The following is a 17939-nucleotide window of genomic DNA, read 5'->3' on the forward strand; positions in this document are numbered from 1 at the left end:
ATGGGGATCCGTCGGTCAGATTCGGTTTTGCGAGCCGCGCGCGGTGTTGCGGCGGTCGCGACCTGCCTTGCGCTCGCCAACTGCGCCTCCTCAAACAAGTTCGCCAGCCGCGTCGACCCGAAATACGGGGTGTCCTCGAGCCCGCGGGTGGTGGCCTTCGGCGATCCGGTCCCGAAGGGTGGCGGCACCTACCGCGTCGGCAAGCCCTATGTCGTGGCGGGCCGGACTTACGTGCCGGAGGAGGACGTCAACTACCGAGCTGAGGGCATGGCCTCCTGGTACGGCGACAGTTTCCACGGCCGCCTGACCGCCAATGGCGAAGTGTTCGACATGACCTCGCTGACCGCGGCGCATCCGACCCTGCCGATGCCGTCTTATGCGCGGGTGACCAACGTCTCGAACGGCAAGTCGCTGATCGTCCGCGTCAATGACCGCGGGCCTTACCACGGCAACCGCCTCATCGATGTCTCGAACAAGGCTGCCGAACTCCTTGAATTCAAAGGGAACGGCGTCGCCAAAGTTCGCGTCGAATATGTCGGCCGGGCTCCGCTCGAAGGCTCCGACGACCGCCAGCTTCTGGCGACCCTGCGCACCGGCGTTCCGGCGCCGTCGCCCTCGATGGTCCGGGTCGCCTCGGCCAAGCCGTTTGTGCCGGAGCTGCCGTCCTCGACCCGCGGTGCCATTCGCGGCGAGGTCCCGATGCCGGAGGGGCGGCCATACAATCTCGGCAGTACCTCGGCCGATATGGCTTCGCTCAATGCTACCTCGGAAATGTCGGCCTCGAGCCGCAGCCGGGGCCGGGCGCTCCAGAACGCCCGCGCAGTGTCCTATGGCGAGGACGGTCGCTACGCCGCCGACAGCGCGGCCGCATCGACCGACGGCGCCGCCGAGGCCCGCAGCATCCTGAGCGGCCGCGGCCTCTACTGAGCCGCGCTCTCCTTCAAGAACGTGACGAGCGCCGCATTCACCTCTTCGGGCCGCTCCTGCTGCACCCAATGGCCGGCGCCCTCGATGATCAGCTTGCGCTTCAGATTGGGCAGCACGCGCTCGAGCTCGTTGACCCGCTTGGCCCCGATCAGGCCGGTGATGACGGCGTCCTTCGAGCCTGCGATGAAGAGGGAAGGCTGGTGAATCTGCGCGTCCTGCCAAGGCGCGGTCAGCTCCCAATTGCGGTCGATGTTGCGATACCAGTTCAGCCCGCCGCGAAAGCCGGACTTGCGGAAGGCCTCGGTGAAATAGGCCAGGTCTGCCTCGCTGAGCCAGCCAGGCAGCGGCTCGTCGGCGCCGGCATGACCGAGAAAGCCCTTGCCCTCCTGCACGAACATGGCGGCGGTGGGATCGGCGAGGCCCCGCCCGCCGAGGACGATGCGCATGGTGCGTGCGACGTCACGCTCGAGCTCGGCCTCGGCGACGCCGGGCGTCTGGAAATACTGCCAGTAGAAATTGGTGACGCCGCCCTGGCGCAGCAGGTCGAGCGGCTTGCCGCGGCCCCGGAACGGCGGCGGCACGCTCAGGCCCGCGACCGCCGTAAAGATGTCCGGCCGGAACAGCGCCGCGTGCCAGGCGACCGGCGCACCCCAATCATGGCCGACCACCATCGCCTTTGTCTCACCGAACGCCTGGACGAGGCCCACCACGTCGCCGACCGTGTCGAAGATCGAGTAGGCGTTCATATCGAGTGGCGCCGCGCTCTGACCATAGCCGCGCATGTCGGGGGCGACGACGTGAAACCCGGCTTCAGCGACTGCCGGGATCTGGTGGCGCCAGGAGTAGGACAGTTCCGGCCAGCCATGGCACAGCACCACAAGCGGTCCCTGTCCGGCTTCGCGGACGAACAGCTCGACCCCGTTGGCCTTGATCATGCGGGTTGAGGGCATTCGCTTTTCCGCCTTGTTTCACGGGTTTGGTCGAAAAACATGAGGCGCCACGATAGGGGCGCGGCGAGAATCGTGCAATCTCGGCGACGAGCGTCCAACCGCGTGTTGTTCGCATCTGTTCCAGCTGTTAGAACGCCTCTCTCAGGGCTTCGCCATGGCACTTCGTCTTCCTTTGCTTCGTCGCAACCGGCTCACCGCCGGAACGCTGGCACGCGGGCTGATCGCGACGGTTTTGGCAGCGGCCATCGGCTGGGGCGGGGCGCTCCTTGCGGCCAACCAGAGCGTCCAGGGCGGCAAGAAAGCGGAAGATGCCGGCTTCGACGGCGATGCCCCGACCGCGATCCTGATCGAAGCCTCCTCGGGCAGCGTGCTGTTCGAGAAGAACGCCGACGAGCTGCGCGCGCCCTCGAGCATGATGAAGCTGATGACCGCGGAGGTCGTCTTCAATGCCATCAAGAAGGGCGACATCAAGCTGAACGACGAGTATCGGATCAGCGAGAATGCCTGGCGCAGAGGCGGGGCCCCCTCGGGCGGCTCTACCATGTTCGCCGCCATCAACAGCAAGGTCTCTGTCGACGATCTCCTGCGCGGCGCGGTCATCCAGAGCGGCAACGACGCCTGCATCGCGCTGGCCGAAGCCATGGCGGGCAATGAGCGGATCTTTGCCGCGGACTTCATGACCAAGCGCGCCCGCGAGCTTGGCATGACCAGGTCGACCTTCGCCAATTCCAGCGGTCTGCCCGATCCCGGCAACAAGATGACGGTGCGCGAGCTCGGCATGCTTGCCCGGCACATCATCCTGGACTTCCCCGAATTCTACAAACTGTTCGGCGAGAAGGAGTTCACCTGGAACAAGATCCGCCAGCAAAACCGCAATCCGCTGCTCAATTCGATGGAAGGCGCTGACGGCCTGAAGACCGGCTACACCAAGGAAGGCGGCTACGGCATGGTCGGCTCCGCCGTGCAGAACGGCACGCGGCTGATCGTCGTCGTCAACGGACTTGACGATCCCGAGGACCGCGCCACGGAAGCCAAGAAGATGCTGGAATGGGGTTTTCGCAATTTCGAGACCCGCACCCTGATCGCAGCCGAGCAGCCGGTCGGCTACGCCAAGGTGTTCGGCGGCGAGAGCCGGTCGGTCAAGCTCATCGCCAAGACCCCTGTGAAGGTGATGGTGCACAAGAACGGCAGCGACAAGCTGATTGCGCGCATCGTCTATAGTGGCCCGGTGCGCGCGCCGATCGAGGCCGGCCAGCGGGTCGGCGTGGTCAGGGTCTGGCGCAGCGGCAACATCGCGGTCGAGACGCCGGTCTACGCCGCGGAGGCGATCGGCACCGGCTCGACCATGCGCCGCGCGATCGACGGCGCCAGCGAGCTCGTGATCGGCATGTTCCGCGCAGGCGCCGAGAAGCTCTGATCATGAGTGAGAGCGCTGCACAGCGGCCGTCCGGACGGGGACGCTTCATCACCTTTGAAGGCGGCGAGGGCACGGGCAAGTCGACCCAGATCAAGAAGCTCGCCGACCGCCTCAAGGCGGCAAAGCTGCGCATCCGCGTGACGCGGGAGCCGGGCGGCTCGCCGGGCGCTGAAATCATGCGTCATCTGGTGCTGTCGGGCATGGGCAAGCTGCTCGGCCCCGAGGCCGAGACGCTGCTGTTTGCCGCCGCGCGCGATGACCATGTCCGCACGGTGATCCAGCCGGCGCTGAGCCAGGGCGTCTGGGTGCTGTGCGACCGCTTCGCGGACTCGACGCGGGCGTATCAGGGCAGCCTCGGCCAGGTGTCTGATGGCCTGATCAACGCGATGCAAAGGGTGACGATCGGCGACCTCAAGCCGGACCTCACCATCATCCTCGATTTGCCGGTCGAGATCGGCCTGCAACGTGCCGCCGCGCGCCGCGGCAGCGGCACGCCCGACAGGTTCGAGGCCGAGAAGCTCAGCTTCCACCAGGGCCTCCGCGAAGCCTATCGCAAGATCGCGGCGGAGGATCCCGCGCGCTGCGTGCTGATCGACGCCAATTCCGATCCGGACACGGTCGCCGCGCGCATCTGGACGGCGCTGCGCGAGCGCCTGCTGCCAACGCCTGCGTCAGTGGTGTCGGTATGAGCCCGCGTCAGGCCGAGCGCGAAACCGCCATACCGCATCCGCGCGAGACGTCGCAGCTGTTCGGCCATCGCGAGGCGGAGGCCGCGCTGCTTGATGCCTATCGCAGCGGACGCATTCCGCATGCCTGGCTGATCGGCGGGCCACAGGGGATCGGCAAGGCGACGCTGGCCTATCGCATGGCGCGCTTCGTGCTCGCCCATGCGCAGCCGCTGGCGCCGGCCGTGCAGCGCGCCGAAAGCCTTGCGATCGATCACGACGACGCCGTGGCGCGGCAGGTGGCGGCCGGCTCGCATGGCGGCCTGCTGACGCTCGAGCGCACCGCCAACGAGCGCGGCGTGATGCGCACCGTGATCACCGTGGACGAGACGCGCGAGACGATCGGTTTTTTCGGCTCGACCGCCGCGGCCGAAGGCTGGCGCGTCTGCATCGTCGACACCGTCGACGAGCTCAATCCGAACGCGGCCAACGCGCTTCTGAAGATTCTCGAGGAGCCGCCGCAGCAATCGCTGTTCCTGCTGGTGAGCCACGCGCCCGCGCGGGTGCTCGCCACGATCCAGTCGCGCTGCCGCAAGCTGCGCCTGCGGCCGCTCGCGACGAACGATGTGGTCGGCGCCGCCGCTTCGGCGGCTGAGCTCGATCCGAACGATGCCGCGCTGCGCGAGGCGGCCGAGGCCTCCGAGGGCAGCGTCGCACGGACGCTGACGTTGCTCGGTGGCGAGGCCCTGAAGCTTCAGCAGCGCACGGCGGCGCTGCTCGCGCGCCTGCCGCAGGTCGATCCGCGCGAATTGCACACGCTCGGCGATTCGCTCGGCACCAGCGACCGCGTGGCGCTTGCGGCCTTCATCGACGGCATCGACCGCTGGATTGCGGAGCGCCTGCATGCGGATGAGGCCAATGCCAACCAGAACCTGCCGCGCCTTGCGCGGCTAGCTGAGGTATGGGAAAAGATCGTCCGCGCCGCGCGCGACACCGAAACCTACAATCTGGAGCGAAAGCCCTTGGTTTTCTCGGTGTTCGGCTGGCTCGCGGACGCAACGCGCTAAAGCATGATCCGGAAAAGTGCGCAGCGATTTTCCGAATGATCATGCGCAAAACAATAACGGAACGCCGAGCCGTTTCCAAAATTCGAGAAGCCGGTAAAGGAATTCGTGGTGGCAACGCGAGCTAAGAAATCCGTCAAACGCAAGAGCGGCAAGAAGGCTGCGAAGAAGGCCGTCAAGAAAGCCGCGAAAAAAGTCAAGGCGCGCGCGGCCAAAGCTGCCAAGAAGGTCAAGAAGACCAAGAAGGCTGCCGTCAAGAAGAGCGTGAAGAAGGGCGCCGCAAAGAAGGCCGCGAAGAAGCAGGTCGTCGCCAAGAAGGCGGTGAAGAAGGCTGCCAAAAAGCCGGCCAAGAAGCCGACTAAGGCTCCGGCGAAGAAGGTCGCGAAAAAGGCGGCTGCGCCTGCCGTGACCGCCGCACCGACTCCCGTCGCGCCTGTGAAGCCAACGGCGCCGAAGTCAAAGGCCCCGCGCGCGCCGAAGCCCGTCGCTTCTCCGCAAGCTGCCGCGCCTGCGGTGGCCGCCCCGCGCGACAACGTCTTCTACATCACCACCGCGATCGCCTATCCCAACGGTAGCCCGCATATCGGTCATGCCTATGAGGCGATCGCGACCGACGCCCTGGCGCGCTTTGCGCGGCTCGATGGCAAGGATGTGTTCTTTTTGACCGGCACCGACGAGCACGGTCAGAAGATGATTCAGACGGCGGCGAGCGAAGGCATGTCCACCGCCGCGCTCGCGACGCGCAATGCCGGCCGCTTCAGAGAGATGGACGAGCGCCTGGACGTGTCGTTCGACCGCTTCATCCGCACCACCGAGGAGCAGCATCACCGCTCCAGCCAGGAGATCTGGCGGCGCATGGAAGCGAATGGCGACATCTACGCCGACACCTATTCGGGCTGGTACTCGGTCCGCGACGAGGCCTATTACGCCGAGGACGAGACCCGTGTGAACGACGATGGCGTGCGCTTGGGGCCGCAGGGCACGCCGGTGGAATGGGTGGAGGAGAAGAGCTATTTCTTCCGCTTGTCGGAGTACCAGGACAAGCTGCTCAAGCTCTATGCGGATCAGCCTGACTTCATCGGGCCGGACTCGCGCAAGAACGAGGTGGTGAGCTTCGTCAAGGGCGGCCTGCGCGATCTTTCGATCTCGCGCACCACGTTCGATTGGGGCGTGAAGGTGCCCGGCGACGAAGAGCACGTGATGTATGTCTGGGTCGATGCGCTGACCAACTATATCACCGGCGTCGGTTTCCCCGATGAGAGCGACAAGAATTGGCGCTATTGGCCGGCCGACGTGCACGTCATCGGCAAGGACATCATCCGCTTCCATGCGGTGTATTGGCCGGCCTTCCTTTTGTCGGCGGGCATCCCGCTGCCGAAGCGGGTCTATGCCCACGGCTTCCTGTTCAACAGGGGCGAGAAGATGTCGAAGTCGGTCGGCAACACTGTCGATCCCTTCAACCTCGCCGACCAGTACGGCGTCGACCAGTTGCGCTACTTCTTCTTGCGCGAGGTGCCGTTCGGCCAGGACGGCAACTACAATCACGAGGCGATCGTCGCCCGCATCAACGCCGATCTCGCCAACGATCTCGGCAATCTCGCGCAGCGCTCGCTGTCGATGATCGCAAAACAGCTCGGCGGCGTGCTGCCCGAGCCCGGCGAGTTCAGCGACAACGACAAGGCGATCCTGGCGATGGCGGACGGCATGATCGCGGCCTCGCGTGAAGCCATGGCGACGCAGCAGATTCATCAATGGCTCAACGCCGTCTGGGCCGTGGTCGCGGAGGCCAACCGCTATTTTGCGGGTGAAGCGCCGTGGGCGCTCGCCAAGACGGATCCGGCCAGGCAGAAGACGGTGCTCTACGTCACCGCCGAAGTCGTGCGTCAGATTGCGATCCTGGCTCAGCCCGCGATGCCGACCGCCTCCGGCAAGCTGCTCGACAGCCTAGGCATCCCCGAAGCCGAGCGCAATTTTGACATGCTCGGCGGCGCCAAGCGCATCGCGCCCGGTTCGACGCTGCCGGCGCCGATGCCGGCGTTCCCGCGCTACGTCGAGCCGGCGGCCTGAAGGCGTTCGCACGATGCTGGTGGACAGTCATTGCCATCTGGATTTTCCCGACTTTGCGGAAGATCTCGACGGGATCGTGTCGCGGGCGCGTGCCGCCGGCATCGCGCGCATGGTCACGATCTCGACGCGGGTACGGCGGCTGCAGGACCTGCTCGCTATCGCCGAACGCTATGACGACGTCTATTGCTCTGTCGGCACCCATCCGCATCATGCGGACGAGGAGGACGGCATCGCGCCGGACGAGCTGGTTGCGTTGACCCGGTATCCCAAGGTCGTCGCGCTCGGCGAGGCCGGGCTCGATTATTTCTACGACAACGGCTCGCCGGAGGCGCAGGCGAGGGGCTTTCGTGCCCACATCGCCGCCGCCCGCGCCACCGGCCTGCCGCTGGTGATCCATACCCGCGAGGCCGACGAGGACTGCGCGCGCATCCTGGAAGAGGAGGCCGCAAAGGGATCGTTTCGCGCGGTGCTCCATTGTTACACGGGCGGGCGCGAGCTGGCACTGAAGGCGGTGTCGCTCGGGCTCTATATCGGCTTCACGGGAATCCTGACCTTCAAGAAATCGGAGGCCTTACGCGCGATCGCAGCCGAACTGCCGCCCGATCGTATCCTGGTCGAAACAGACTCGCCCTATCTTGCGCCCGGCAAGTTTCGGGGCAAACGCAACGAGCCGGCCTACGTGGTCGAGGTCGCAAAGGTGCTCGCCGAGACGCGCGGCGTGTCCCTTGACGAGATCTCGCGCCAGACCAGCGAAAACTTCTTCCGCCTGTTCTCGAAGGTGAAAACTTGAGACTGGGAGCCACATGACGCTGACGCTGACGATCCTGGGCTGCGGCTCCTCCGCCGGCGTGCCGCGCCCGGCGCTCGGCTGGGGCGCCTGTGATCCCAACAATCCCAAGAACCGCCGTCGCCGCTGCTCGCTGCTGGTCGAACGGACGTCCGAGCATGGCACGACACGCATCGTGATCGACACCTCGCCGGACCTGCGCGAACAATTGCTCTCGACCAATGTCGACCACATCGACGCGGTGTTCCTGACGCACGAACATGCCGACCAGACCCACGGCATGGATGATCTGCGCTCGGTCGTCATGCACATGCGCCGGCGCATTCCAACCTATTTCAACCAGTCGACCGCCAAGGACATCCTGTCGCGGTTCTCTTATTGCTTCATCTCGCCCGAGGGCAGCGATTATCCGCCGATCCTGACGCGGCATTCGATCGAGGCGGGAGAAAGCCAGACGATTCTGGGGAAGGGCGGCGCGGTGACAATGACCGCCTTTCTGGTGCAGCACGGCAACATCCCCGCGCTCGGCTACCGCATCGGGGATGCGGCCTACACGCCTGATCTCAATGATATCCCGCGCGAGAGCTGGGAGGCGCTAGAAAATCTCGATCTCTGGATCGTCGACGGCCTGCGTTACACCGGCCATGTCAGCCATTTCAGCATCAACGACGCGCTGTCCTGGATCGAGCGCTTCAAGCCGAAGCGCGCGGTCATCACCAACATGACCGCCGACGTCGATTATGAGGTTATCCGGCAGTCGCTGCCCCCTGGCGTGGTGCCGGCCTATGACGGGCTGCGGCTCGAGACGCACTAAACCCGCGGTGGAAATTCTCCTGCCAGCCGGCATAGACCTTGCTTGCACCGGCCCCATCATGTTGATCTAACGTCTGAAAGACAGGCGTTGGGCAGGGCGATATTCAAACAGGACCGGCAGTCGGATGCTATCGGTCCGTCGAGTCGCCTTGTGTGAGGATGGGGATCGCGTTGGCAGAGGACGATGTAGCGACTCAGGGACCGGTACGACGCGCGCTGGACCTCCTCTATCTCGGCGCGGGCTATGCCGCGGGCGGCTTCCTGGTCGCGATCTTCGCAATCATGATGGTGATGTCGGTCGGGCGCCAGTTTGCGCTCAACATTCCCGCGGGCGATGATTTTGCGTCCTGGTGCATGGCCGCGATGGCGTTCCTCGGCCTCGCTCACACCTTCAAGCGCGGAGAGATGATCCGCGTCGGCCTGCTGCTGGAGCGTTTGCACGGACGGACCAAGCAGATCGCGGAGGTCGTGGCGCTCGGTATTGCCGCTGCCTTCATTCTCTACTTCACCCGTCATGCTGTGCAGATGACCTACGATTCCTGGCGCTTCAACGACGTGGCGCAGGGCGTGGTCGCGCTTCCGCTCTGGATTCCCCAGCTCGGATTCGCCGGCGGCCTCGTGATCCTCTCGATCGCGCTGATCGACGAGATGGTCAACGTCATCGGCGGCAACCGTCCGAGCTACGAGAAGGGCTCGCCCGACGAAACTCCGGAAGAGTTCGTCGAACGCATCTCGCAGGGCGGTGGGGGCTGACCATGGCCAGTCTCGGCATGATCGAGCTGTCGTTCGTCCTGCTCGGCGTCATGATCCTGCTGCTGGGAAGCGGCGTCTGGATCGCGGTCTCGCTCGGGCTGGTCGGCTTCGTGGCGATGGCGCTCACCACCAGCCTGCCGCTCGGCACCGTGCTTGCGACCACCACCTGGAGCGCGAGCTCATCCTGGACACTGGCGGCCCTGCCGTTGTTCATCTGGATGGGAGAGATTCTCTTCCGCACCAAATTGTCGGAGGAAATGTTCCGCGGCCTGTCGCCCTGGGTGCAGTGGCTGCCGGGACGGCTGACACATGTGAACGTGATCGGCTGCGGCATCTTCGCGGCGGTGTCGGGTTCGTCGGCGGCGACCTGCGCGACGATCGGCAAGATCGCGCTGCCGGAGCTCGACAAGCGCGGCTATGACAAGGGCCTGAGCCTCGGATCGCTGGCGGGCTCGGGCACGCTCGGCCTGCTGATCCCGCCGTCGATTCCGATGGTGGTCTATGCCGTCACGGCGAACGTCTCCGTGCTTCAAGTGTTTCTCGGCGGCTTCCTGCCGGGATTGCTCGTGATCGCGCTCTATTCCGGCTACATCATCATCTGGTCGCTGCTCAACCCGACAAAGGTTCCGCCGCGCGATCCGCCGATGCCGCTCCGGCAGAAGCTGCGCGAGTCCGCCAAGCTCGCGCCCTGCCTGCTGCTGATCCTGGCGGTGTTCCTGTCGCTCGTTCTCGGCTTTGCGACGGCGACGGAATGCGCGGCCTGGGGCGTTTCCGGCGCGCTGCTGCTGGCTTGGTGGAGCGGCACGCTCACGCGCAAGAACTTCCTCGAGAGCATCATGAGCGCGACGCGCCTGACCTGCATGATCATGCTGATCCTGGCAGGCGCGGCCTACACCACGGCGGCGATGGCCTATACGGGGATTCCGGCCGCGCTCGCCACCTGGGTCCAGGGCCAGCAGCTCACGCCGAGCATGCTGGCGCTGTATCTGAGCATCATGTACATCATCCTGGGTTGCCTGATCGACGGCATCTCGATGATCGTTCTGACCGCTGTCATCGTGCTGCCCATGGTCAGGCAGGCCGGCCTCGACCTGGTCTGGTTCGGCGTCTATCTGATCATCCACGTCGAAATGGCGCAGATCACGCCGCCGGTGGGGTTCAACCTGTTCGTGCTCCAGAACATGAGCGGCCGCGATACGTTCACGGTCGCGCGGGCGGCCTTCCCGTTCTTCGTGCTATTGCTCGCTGCGGTCTTCATCATCACGGAGTATCCGCAGATCGTGACGTTCCTGCCGAAGCTCGCTTTCCCAGACTGAGCGTACCCGTTCTCTAGATCGACTGTGAGGAGAAGTCCGATGATGTCTCGCTTATTCCACGCATCCATGATTGCCGGCGTTGTGCTGGCCGCGACACCTGCCTTGGCTCAGAGCAAATGGAATCTGCCGGCAGCGTATCCTGCGGACAATCCGCACTCCGAAAACCTGGTCGCGTTCGCCAAGGACGTCGAAGCCGCCACCTCGGGCAAGCTCCAGATCACGGTTCATCCGGGCGCCTCGCTGTTCAAGGCGCCCGACATCAAGCGCGCCGTGGTGACCGGGCAGGCGCAGATGGGTGAGGTGCTGCTGTCGATCCACGAGAACGAAGACCCGATCTTCGGCGTCGACGTCGTGCCGTTCCTCGCGACCAGCTTCCCCGAGGCGACGAAGCTGTATCAGGCCTCCAAGCCTGCGATCGCCAAGAAGCTCGACGCGCAAGGTCTCAAGCTGCTGTTCGTGGTGCCGTGGGCACCGCAGGGCGTCTACGTCAACAAGCCGCTGGCCACGATCGAGGACATGAAGGGTCTGAAGTGGCGCGCCTACAATGTCGGGACCGCGCGGATCGGCGAACTGGTCGGCGCGCAATCGGTCACGATCCAGGCTGCGGAACTGCCACAGGCGTTGGCGACCGGCGTGGTGAACTCCTTCATGTCGTCGGGCGGCACCGGCTACGATTCGAAGGCGTGGGAGTCGCTCAAATACTTCTATGACGTGCAGGCCTGGATTCCGAAGAACTACACTTTCGTCAACAAGGCTGCGTTCGAGGCGCTCGACAAGCCGACCCAGGAGGCCATCCTGAAGGCCGCCGCCACCGCGGAGACGCGCGGCTGGAAGGCTTGGGAAGAGAAGGCCAATTGGTACCTCGGTCAGCTCAAGGCCAAAGGCATGACTGTCGAGCCGCCGAGCCCGGCACTGAAGGCCGGCTTCCAGAAGATCGGCGACCAGCTCACGGCCGACTGGCTCAAGAAGGCAGGGGCCGACGGTCAGGCGGTGCTCGACGCCTACAAGAAGATGTGAGGATGAGAGAGCTTCCGCCCGCCGCAGGCGGGCGGAAGCTTCTTTGGCCGCTGGTCAGGCCGAGATCGCCTTCACCGAGCCGACTTCGTTGCGCAGCAGGAACTTTTGGATCTTGCCCGTGGACGTCTTCGGGATCGGCCCGAACACGACCGCCTTCGGCGTCTTGAAGCCGGACATCTGGCTGCGGCAGAAGGCGATGATATCCGCCTCGCTGGCACTGGCGCCCTCTTTCAGTTCGACGAAGGCGCAGGGCACTTCACCCCATTTCGGATCGGGCTTTGCCACCACGGCCGCGAACAGCACGGCCGGGTGCTTGTATAGGATGTCCTCGACCTCGACCGAGGAAATGTTCTCGCCGCCGGAGATGATGATGTCCTTGGAGCGGTCCTTGATGATGACGTAGCCGTGCTCGTCGAGCACGCCGAGATCGCCGGTATGAAACCAGCCGCCTTCGAAAGCTTCCTTCGTCGCCTTCTCGTTCTTCAGGTAGCCTTTCATCACGATGTTGCCGCGGAACATGACCTCGCCGATGGTCTCGCCGTCGCGCGGCACCTGCTGCATCGTTTGCGGGTTGATCACGGTGACGGCTTCCTGCAGCGGGTAGGGCACGCCCTGCCGGCGCTTCATGCGCGCGCGCTCGGCGGCAGGCAGGTCATCCCAGCCCGGCTGCTCGGCGCAGACCGAGGCGGGGCCGTAGACCTCGGTCAGGCCATAGACATGTGTCAGCTTGATGCCGATGCTTTCGGCGCCTTCCAGCACCGCGACCGGCGGCGCGGCGCCCGCGATCAGGCCGACGACGCGGCGGGCCGCATCGCCCTTTGGTGCATCGGGCGCGTTGATCAGCGTGTTGTAGACGATCGGCGCGCCGCACATATGGGTGACGCCGTGTTGCTTGATCAGCTCGAAGATCCTGGTCGGCTCGACCTTGCGCAGGCAGACATTGATGCCGGCGGCCGCCGCAATGGTCCAGGGAAAGCACCAGCCGTTGCAGTGGAACATCGGCAGCGTCCAGAGATAGACCGGATGCTGGCCGAGATTGCCGGCGAGGATGTTGCTGACGGCGTTCAGATAGGCGCCGCGATGATGGGTGACGACGCCCTTGGGATTGCCCGTCGTGCCCGAGGTGTAGCTCAGCGCAATCCCGTCCCATTCATCGCCCGGCGTGATCGGCGCGAAGCCTGGATCGCCTTCGGCGACGGCTGCCTCGTATTCGATCTCGCCGATGCGCGTGCCGCCCTTGAACAATGCGTCGTCGACGTCGACCACGAGCGGCTTGGGGCCGGTCATCTGCGCCAGGGCCGCAGTGATGACGCCCGAAAACTCTGGATCGACCAGGATGATTTTCGCGCCGCCATGATCGAGCTGGAACGCGATCGAAGGCGCATCGAGACGGATGTTGAGCGCGTTGAGCACGGCGCCGGTCATGGGCACCGCGAAGTGCGCCTCGTTCATCGCGGGAATGTTGGGCAGCATCGCCGCGACGGTGTCGCCGACGCCGATGCCCTTGCTCGAAAGCCAGGAGGCAAAGCGCTTGCAGCGCTCATAGGTCTGCGCCCAAGTGAAGCTGCGGCCTTCATAGACCGTGCTGACGTGATCGGGATAGACCGCGGCGCTGCGCGCGAGGAAGCTCAGTGGGCTCAGCGGCACATAATTGGCTTGCGTCTTGTCGAGGCCGATATTGTACGGATTCTGTCGCTCGCTCATCGACACCCTCCTTAAACCGCATCAAAGAAATCCGATCGAGATCCAGGGGAAGATCGCGACGATGATCAATCCCACCAGCAGCGCCAGCAGATAGCCCCAGATCGGCCTGATGCCTTCGGCCGGATCGACGCGCCCGATGGCGCAGGCGGCATAATAGCCGACGCCGAAGGGCGGGGCGAATAGCCCGATACCCATGGCGAGAATGATCACCATGGCGTAGTGCACCTCGTGCACGCCGACGGCGCGGGCGATCGGAAACAGCAGCGGTCCGAACAGCACGATCGCCGGGATGCCCTCCAGCACGCTGCCGAGGATGGTGAAGGCCAGGATCGACACGGCGATGAAGGTCGCAGCCCCGCCCGGCAATCCCGTCATGGCCGCAGCCAGCGAGCGCGAGAAGCCGGATTGGGTCAGGCCCCAGGCCATGCCGGTTGCGGTGCCGATGATCAGGAGGATCGCACCCGACAGCGCGGCGGTCTCGACGAGCATCGGAAACAGCCGCCGCCAGTCGAAGCGGCGGTAGATCAGGAGGCCGACGAGGGCGCCATAGACGATGCCGATGGTGGAGACTTCGGTCGCGGTCGCGATGCCCTCGACCACGGCATAGCGGATCACGAAGGGCAGCGCGAGCGCGGGCAGGGCGACGACGAAGGTCTTGCCGATCTCGCCAGCCGTCGCGCGGCGGACGTGGCCCATGTCCTCGTGGCGGTAGCGCCACCACACCAGCATGCAGAGCGTGACGGCGAGCACGACGCCGGGCAGGAGGCCGCCGGTGAAGAGGGCGGCGATCGAGACGCCCGTGACCGAGCCGATCGTGATCAGCACGAGGCTGGGCGGGATGGTCTCGGTCTGGGCGCCGGTGGCCGCCAGCAGCGCGACGAGATCGCCGGGCTTGGCGCCGCGCTCTTTCATCTCCGGGAACAGCACGGGCGCGACTGCCGCCATGTCGGCCGCCTTGGCGCCAGAGATGCCGGAGACGAGGTACATCGCGCCGACGAGCACGTAATGCAGGCCGCCCCTGATATGGCCAAGCAGGCTTGCCAGGAACGCCACCATGGCCCGCGCCATGCCGGTCATCTCGATCAGCAACCCTAAGAACACGAACAGCGGCACGGAAAGCAGGATGAGGTGGCTCATGCCCTCGTCCATGCGCCCGACCAGCACCATGACCGGCGTGCTCGTGGTCAGCGCGAGATAGCCGTAGATCGCAAGACCAAAGCCGAACGCAATGGGAACCCCGGCAAACACGCAGAAGCCGGCGACGCCGACGAAGAAGATGATGAGGTTGAGATTGCCGAGCGGCCGCAGCAATGGCTCGGCCAGCCAGAACAGGCCGATCACGACCGCAACCGACAGCACGGCGGCCGCAACCATGCGGTGGTCGGCCGCGCGCGCGAGCCGCAGCAAGGCGAAGGCCGCCATCAGGCCGATGCCGGCCGGCAGCGCAGCGGCGCGCCACATATTGGAGATCTGCAGCGCCGGCGTCGTGATGTAGCTTTCTTCATAGGCGTAGTCGCAGGCCGGCCACACAATCAGGATCAGGAACGCCAGGGCCGCGGAGGTCGCGACCAGATCGAGATAGGCCCGCATCGCCGGCCTGGCGCTGGCGACGACCGCCGTCATGCGCATGTGCTCGGAGCGGCGGAACGCAACCGCCGCGCCCAGCATGGCGAGCCACAGGAACAGAATCGAGGCGAGCTCGTCCGACCAGATCAGCGGCCGGTGCAGGCCATAGCGTGCGACCACGCCGGCAAACAGGATCACGATCTCGGCGACCACCAGGATCGCCGTCGGGATTTCGACGACGAGGCCGAGCACGCGCTCGACTGAGGCCAGCAGCGAAGGTCGGCGAGGGGACTGCAACGTCACCTCGCCCACCACTTCGGTCACCTCGATCTCGACGTGAGCCATCCTGATACCGACCTCGACGGCCCCAACACGCTACGACAGCTTGCCGACGGCCTTCTCCAGAAGCTCCCAGGCCTGATCGCCATATTTGCCCTTCCATTCGGCATAGAAGCCGGCCGAGCGCAGCTTGTCGCGGAACGGCGCGATGGCCGGCTGGTTGAAGGCCAGGCCCTTGCCCGCGAGTTCCTGCTGCAGGTTGGCGTTCAGCTTGGCGGTATCCTCACGCTCCTTGACGGCGGCGGCATTGATGTTCCTGGCGACGATGGTGCGCACGTCCTGCGGAAGCTTTTCCCAGGCTCTTCGGTTGGCCAGGAACCAGAATCCGTCCCACATGTGGTTGGTCAGGGAGCAGTACTTCTGCACCTCGTAGAGCTTGCCGGTCGAGATGATGGCCAGCGGGTTCTCCTGGCCCTCGACGATCTTGGTCTGGAGTGCGGAATAAACCTCGCTGAAATTGATCGAGGCGGGCGCGGCATCGAACGCCTTGAACATCGAGGTCCACAGCGGCGACACCGGCACGCGGATCTTGAAGCCCTTGAGATCGTCAGGGCCGGCGATCGGCCTGGTCGACGACGTGGTCTGGCGGAAGCCGTTGTCCCAGATCTTGTCCATGACCTCGAGGCCGGCCTTCTTGATCTCGCCGCGGACATGGGCGCCGAGATCGCCGTCCATGGCCTTCCAGACCGTGTCGTAGTCCGGGAACGCGAAGCCGATGCCGTTGATGGACGCCGCCGGCACCAGGGTCGACAGGATCAGGCCGGACAGCGTGAAGAACTCGACGCCGCCGGAGCGGATCTGGCTCAGCATGTCGGTGTCGGAGCCGAGCTGATTGTTCGGGAAGATTTGCAGGTCGAACTTGCCGCCTGTCTCGGTCTTGATCGCCGCCGCCATCTCCTTGGCACGGACGTTGAGCGGATGGGTGTCGGGCAGGTTATTGGCGTACTTGTAGGTGAACTCGGCGCTCTGGGCGCGGGCCACATGGGGCGCACCGAGGCCGCCCAGGACAGCGGTCGCGGCGGAAGCCTTGAGAAGCGTGCGTCGGGAAAAGCGCGTGGAAAGGACCATGGGTCTGCTTCCTCGGAAGGTTTGTTGTTGTTCTGAGATGCAAACCTATACGGGCGGTCGGCCTTAGGGTCATCTGCGATCTCGCGGATGCCTCGCTTATTGCAGCCGGACACGGTCACGGCAATATCGGCTTTCGCAGACCTCGACCCGATTCAAAACCTGAAAAACAACCCCATGCACAGTAGACGTCAAGAGCTAAGACGACGGCCGACGCGCAGACGGAGATACAGGCCTTGGCGAAGCTCGGATGTCAGCAATTCCGCCAAATCATTGATCTCATTGTACATAAAGATATTCCATAATATACCTTATGCGAATTATGGATTTTGCTGTGGCGACGGCATCCGACCGCTCGGATCGCGCCGAGGCCCACCCCTGAGATTCCGTCTGGGACGCTTTCGACGGCCTGCCGGCCACTGTCCTTAAGCCCCCATGCGATCGACGGCAGCCATTGCCACGATTGCCGCAAGCGCGTTACGCCGCCGACAGCGATCGGAGCCAGGCCAATCGGGCGATCGCTTGCTCTGCCAGATGCTGCAGGCGTTCGAGATGGGCCGCATCGGTCGACCGTTCGGCGCCTTCGAGGTAGCCGTCGACGAGTGCTTCGGCGACCTCCAATGGGCCCTTGTGTTCCACGGAGGCGGCAAAGCTGCCGAGCCCCGAGGCGGCGGCGGCCATCTCGATGGTCTGTTGGCGAATGTCTCGGATCCGCACCGCCGCTGGTTCGCTCAGGCGCGGTTCCAGGTCGTCGAGCTGCGCGGCCAAGCGGAGCTCGAGCCGTCGCGCATCAATTTGCCGCGGCGGCCCCGACGATGCACCGACGTTGCTGCGATCATGTTCATGATGATAGGCGCGGCGCCTCTCCTTCCGCAGTGTGGCGACATGCCCGAGCTCTTCCCTGGCCATCATCTCGGAAGCCTTCTTGATGTCGGCGTCATCGGAATAGGCGGCGAGATAGGACCAGAAGGCGAAGGCGCGCTCCTCGTTGCGAACCGCCATGGCAAGCGCACGGTACGGCGTCATCAGCCGTGAGTTCCTGACTTCAGCGGCAGCGTCCGGCGGAAGCGGTTCCGGCGCTTCCCAGCGCACCAGGGCGGGATCCGGGCTCTTGCCGCGGCGGGATTGCGACCAGCTTGTGACGCTGTCCACGTGATCGCGCTCGGCCGCAGCCAGCCGCGTGAACACCTCCGCCAGCTCATTCTTGCCCTGCCCGCGCATCTCATCGGCAAGAGAATCGTACTTGTTGGCCGCTTCCTGCTCCATTGCATGCGCTAGCGCAAAGAGCTCGTCGAGCGACTGCAATACACCTGCAGGCTCGGCACGGAGCAATGACGTGCGTAGGAACGGCATACCGAGGACTCCACATGCAGATTTCAGAACCGGTTCCGCGCGACCACAAGTCTCACGAGCGGGGTTGACAGAGTCAGTCGCGCGCGATGAGCTTTGCACGTCAGCAGCGACAAATCATCGAAGAAGAATCCTTGAG

General features: G+C 64.9%; 15 protein-coding genes. 10 read left to right on the forward strand and 5 right to left on the reverse strand.

The window, feature by feature from the left end:
* Window positions 1-927, forward strand: coding sequence for a septal ring lytic transglycosylase RlpA family protein (locus tag I6F17_RS23200; protein WP_225129927.1), 927 nt, complete (start codon window positions 1-3; stop codon window positions 925-927).
* Here I6F17_RS23200 and I6F17_RS23205 read toward each other — a convergent pair.
* The gene (locus tag I6F17_RS23205; protein ID WP_225129931.1) at window positions 921-1877 is read right to left on the reverse strand and encodes an alpha/beta hydrolase; all 957 of its coding nucleotides are present in this window, start codon (window positions 1875-1877) and stop codon (window positions 921-923) included. The genes I6F17_RS23200 and I6F17_RS23205 overlap by 7 nt on opposite strands.
* Window positions 1878-2031: 154 nt before the next feature.
* Here I6F17_RS23205 and I6F17_RS23210 point away from each other — a divergent pair, with 154 nt between their 5' ends.
* The 9 genes from I6F17_RS23210 to I6F17_RS23250 all read left to right on the forward strand — a co-directional run bounded on the left by I6F17_RS23210 (window position 2032) and on the right by I6F17_RS23250 (window position 11776).
* Window positions 2032-3294, forward strand: a complete 1263-nt coding sequence (locus tag I6F17_RS23210) for a D-alanyl-D-alanine carboxypeptidase family protein (RefSeq protein ID WP_225129934.1) — start codon at window positions 2032-2034, stop codon at window positions 3292-3294.
* Between the two features lie 2 nt (window positions 3295-3296).
* Window positions 3297-3983 (forward strand): dTMP kinase, encoded by a 687-nt coding sequence (gene tmk, locus I6F17_RS23215; protein WP_036031435.1) that lies wholly within the window; start codon window positions 3297-3299, stop codon window positions 3981-3983.
* Entirely contained in the window at window positions 3980-5026 is a 1047-nt protein-coding gene (locus I6F17_RS23220; RefSeq protein ID WP_225129936.1) for a DNA polymerase III subunit delta', read from the forward strand. The genes tmk and I6F17_RS23220 overlap by 4 nt, the downstream gene beginning before the upstream one ends.
* Before the next feature lie 108 nt (window positions 5027-5134).
* Window positions 5135-7090, forward strand: a complete 1956-nt coding sequence (metG, locus tag I6F17_RS23225; RefSeq protein WP_225129938.1) for a methionine--tRNA ligase — start codon at window positions 5135-5137, stop codon at window positions 7088-7090.
* A 13-nt stretch (window positions 7091-7103) separates the two neighbouring features.
* The gene (locus tag I6F17_RS23230; protein ID WP_225129940.1) at window positions 7104-7880 is read left to right on the forward strand and encodes a TatD family hydrolase; all 777 of its coding nucleotides are present in this window, start codon (window positions 7104-7106) and stop codon (window positions 7878-7880) included.
* A gap of 13 nt (window positions 7881-7893) precedes the next feature.
* Window positions 7894-8691, forward strand: a complete 798-nt coding sequence (locus tag I6F17_RS23235) for an MBL fold metallo-hydrolase (protein WP_035999229.1) — start codon at window positions 7894-7896, stop codon at window positions 8689-8691.
* 158 nt (window positions 8692-8849) lie between these two features.
* Complete coding sequence (locus I6F17_RS23240) at window positions 8850-9443, forward strand: TRAP transporter small permease (protein ID WP_225129942.1); 594 nt, start codon at window positions 8850-8852, stop codon at window positions 9441-9443.
* Window positions 9444-9445: 2 nt separating this feature from the next.
* A complete protein-coding gene (locus tag I6F17_RS23245; RefSeq protein WP_035999234.1) occupies window positions 9446-10759 on the forward strand; it encodes a TRAP transporter large permease subunit in 1314 nt (437 codons plus the stop codon).
* A gap of 39 nt (window positions 10760-10798) precedes the next feature.
* Entirely contained in the window at window positions 10799-11776 is a 978-nt protein-coding gene (locus I6F17_RS23250; protein WP_036039595.1) for a TRAP transporter substrate-binding protein, read from the forward strand.
* Between the two features lie 54 nt (window positions 11777-11830).
* Here I6F17_RS23250 and I6F17_RS23255 read toward each other — a convergent pair whose 3' ends face one another.
* The 4 genes from I6F17_RS23255 to I6F17_RS23270 all read right to left on the reverse strand — a co-directional run bounded on the left by I6F17_RS23255 (window position 11831) and on the right by I6F17_RS23270 (window position 17803).
* A complete protein-coding gene (locus I6F17_RS23255; protein WP_225129944.1) occupies window positions 11831-13480 on the reverse strand; it encodes an acyl-CoA synthetase in 1650 nt (549 codons plus the stop codon).
* Between the two features lie 21 nt (window positions 13481-13501).
* Window positions 13502-15391: a TRAP transporter large permease subunit gene (locus I6F17_RS23260; protein WP_225129945.1), complete on the reverse strand. Its 1890-nt coding sequence runs from the start codon at window positions 15389-15391 to the stop codon at window positions 13502-13504.
* A 30-nt stretch (window positions 15392-15421) separates the two neighbouring features.
* Window positions 15422-16453, reverse strand: a complete 1032-nt coding sequence (locus tag I6F17_RS23265; protein WP_225129947.1) for a TRAP transporter substrate-binding protein — start codon at window positions 16451-16453, stop codon at window positions 15422-15424.
* A 474-nt stretch (window positions 16454-16927) separates the two neighbouring features.
* Window positions 16928-17803: a ferritin family protein gene (locus I6F17_RS23270; RefSeq protein ID WP_225130005.1), complete on the reverse strand. Its 876-nt coding sequence runs from the start codon at window positions 17801-17803 to the stop codon at window positions 16928-16930.
* Window positions 17804-17939: the final 136 nt, after the last annotated feature.

It is taken from the genome of Bradyrhizobium sp. NBAIM18 (genome assembly GCF_020193825.1).
GTDB classification, from domain to species: domain Bacteria; phylum Pseudomonadota; class Alphaproteobacteria; order Rhizobiales; family Xanthobacteraceae; genus Bradyrhizobium; species Bradyrhizobium yuanmingense.

What these genes read in the sequence shown, in the direction of transcription:
- I6F17_RS23235 (WP_035999229.1), top strand. Translation starts at nt 7,894, where the DNA reads ATGACGCTGACGCTGACGATCCTGGGCTGCGGCTCCTCCGCCGGCGTG.
- I6F17_RS23260 (WP_225129945.1), bottom strand. Translation starts at nt 15,391, where the DNA reads ATGGCTCACGTCGAGATCGAGGTGACCGAAGTGGTGGGCGAGGTGACG.
- tmk (WP_036031435.1), top strand. Translation starts at nt 3,297, where the DNA reads ATGAGTGAGAGCGCTGCACAGCGGCCGTCCGGACGGGGACGCTTCATC.
- I6F17_RS23255 (WP_225129944.1), bottom strand. Translation starts at nt 13,480, where the DNA reads ATGAGCGAGCGACAGAATCCGTACAATATCGGCCTCGACAAGACGCAA.
- I6F17_RS23250 (WP_036039595.1), top strand. Translation starts at nt 10,799, where the DNA reads ATGATGTCTCGCTTATTCCACGCATCCATGATTGCCGGCGTTGTGCTG.
- I6F17_RS23240 (WP_225129942.1), top strand. Translation starts at nt 8,850, where the DNA reads ATGGGGATCGCGTTGGCAGAGGACGATGTAGCGACTCAGGGACCGGTA.
- I6F17_RS23205 (WP_225129931.1), bottom strand. Translation starts at nt 1,877, where the DNA reads ATGCCCTCAACCCGCATGATCAAGGCCAACGGGGTCGAGCTGTTCGTC.
- I6F17_RS23230 (WP_225129940.1), top strand. Translation starts at nt 7,104, where the DNA reads ATGCTGGTGGACAGTCATTGCCATCTGGATTTTCCCGACTTTGCGGAA.
- I6F17_RS23270 (WP_225130005.1), bottom strand. Translation starts at nt 17,803, where the DNA reads ATGCCGTTCCTACGCACGTCATTGCTCCGTGCCGAGCCTGCAGGTGTA.
- I6F17_RS23210 (WP_225129934.1), top strand. Translation starts at nt 2,032, where the DNA reads ATGGCACTTCGTCTTCCTTTGCTTCGTCGCAACCGGCTCACCGCCGGA.
- I6F17_RS23245 (WP_035999234.1), top strand. Translation starts at nt 9,446, where the DNA reads ATGGCCAGTCTCGGCATGATCGAGCTGTCGTTCGTCCTGCTCGGCGTC.
- I6F17_RS23220 (WP_225129936.1), top strand. Translation starts at nt 3,980, where the DNA reads ATGAGCCCGCGTCAGGCCGAGCGCGAAACCGCCATACCGCATCCGCGC.
- I6F17_RS23200 (WP_225129927.1), top strand. Translation starts at nt 1, where the DNA reads ATGGGGATCCGTCGGTCAGATTCGGTTTTGCGAGCCGCGCGCGGTGTT.
- I6F17_RS23265 (WP_225129947.1), bottom strand. Translation starts at nt 16,453, where the DNA reads ATGGTCCTTTCCACGCGCTTTTCCCGACGCACGCTTCTCAAGGCTTCC.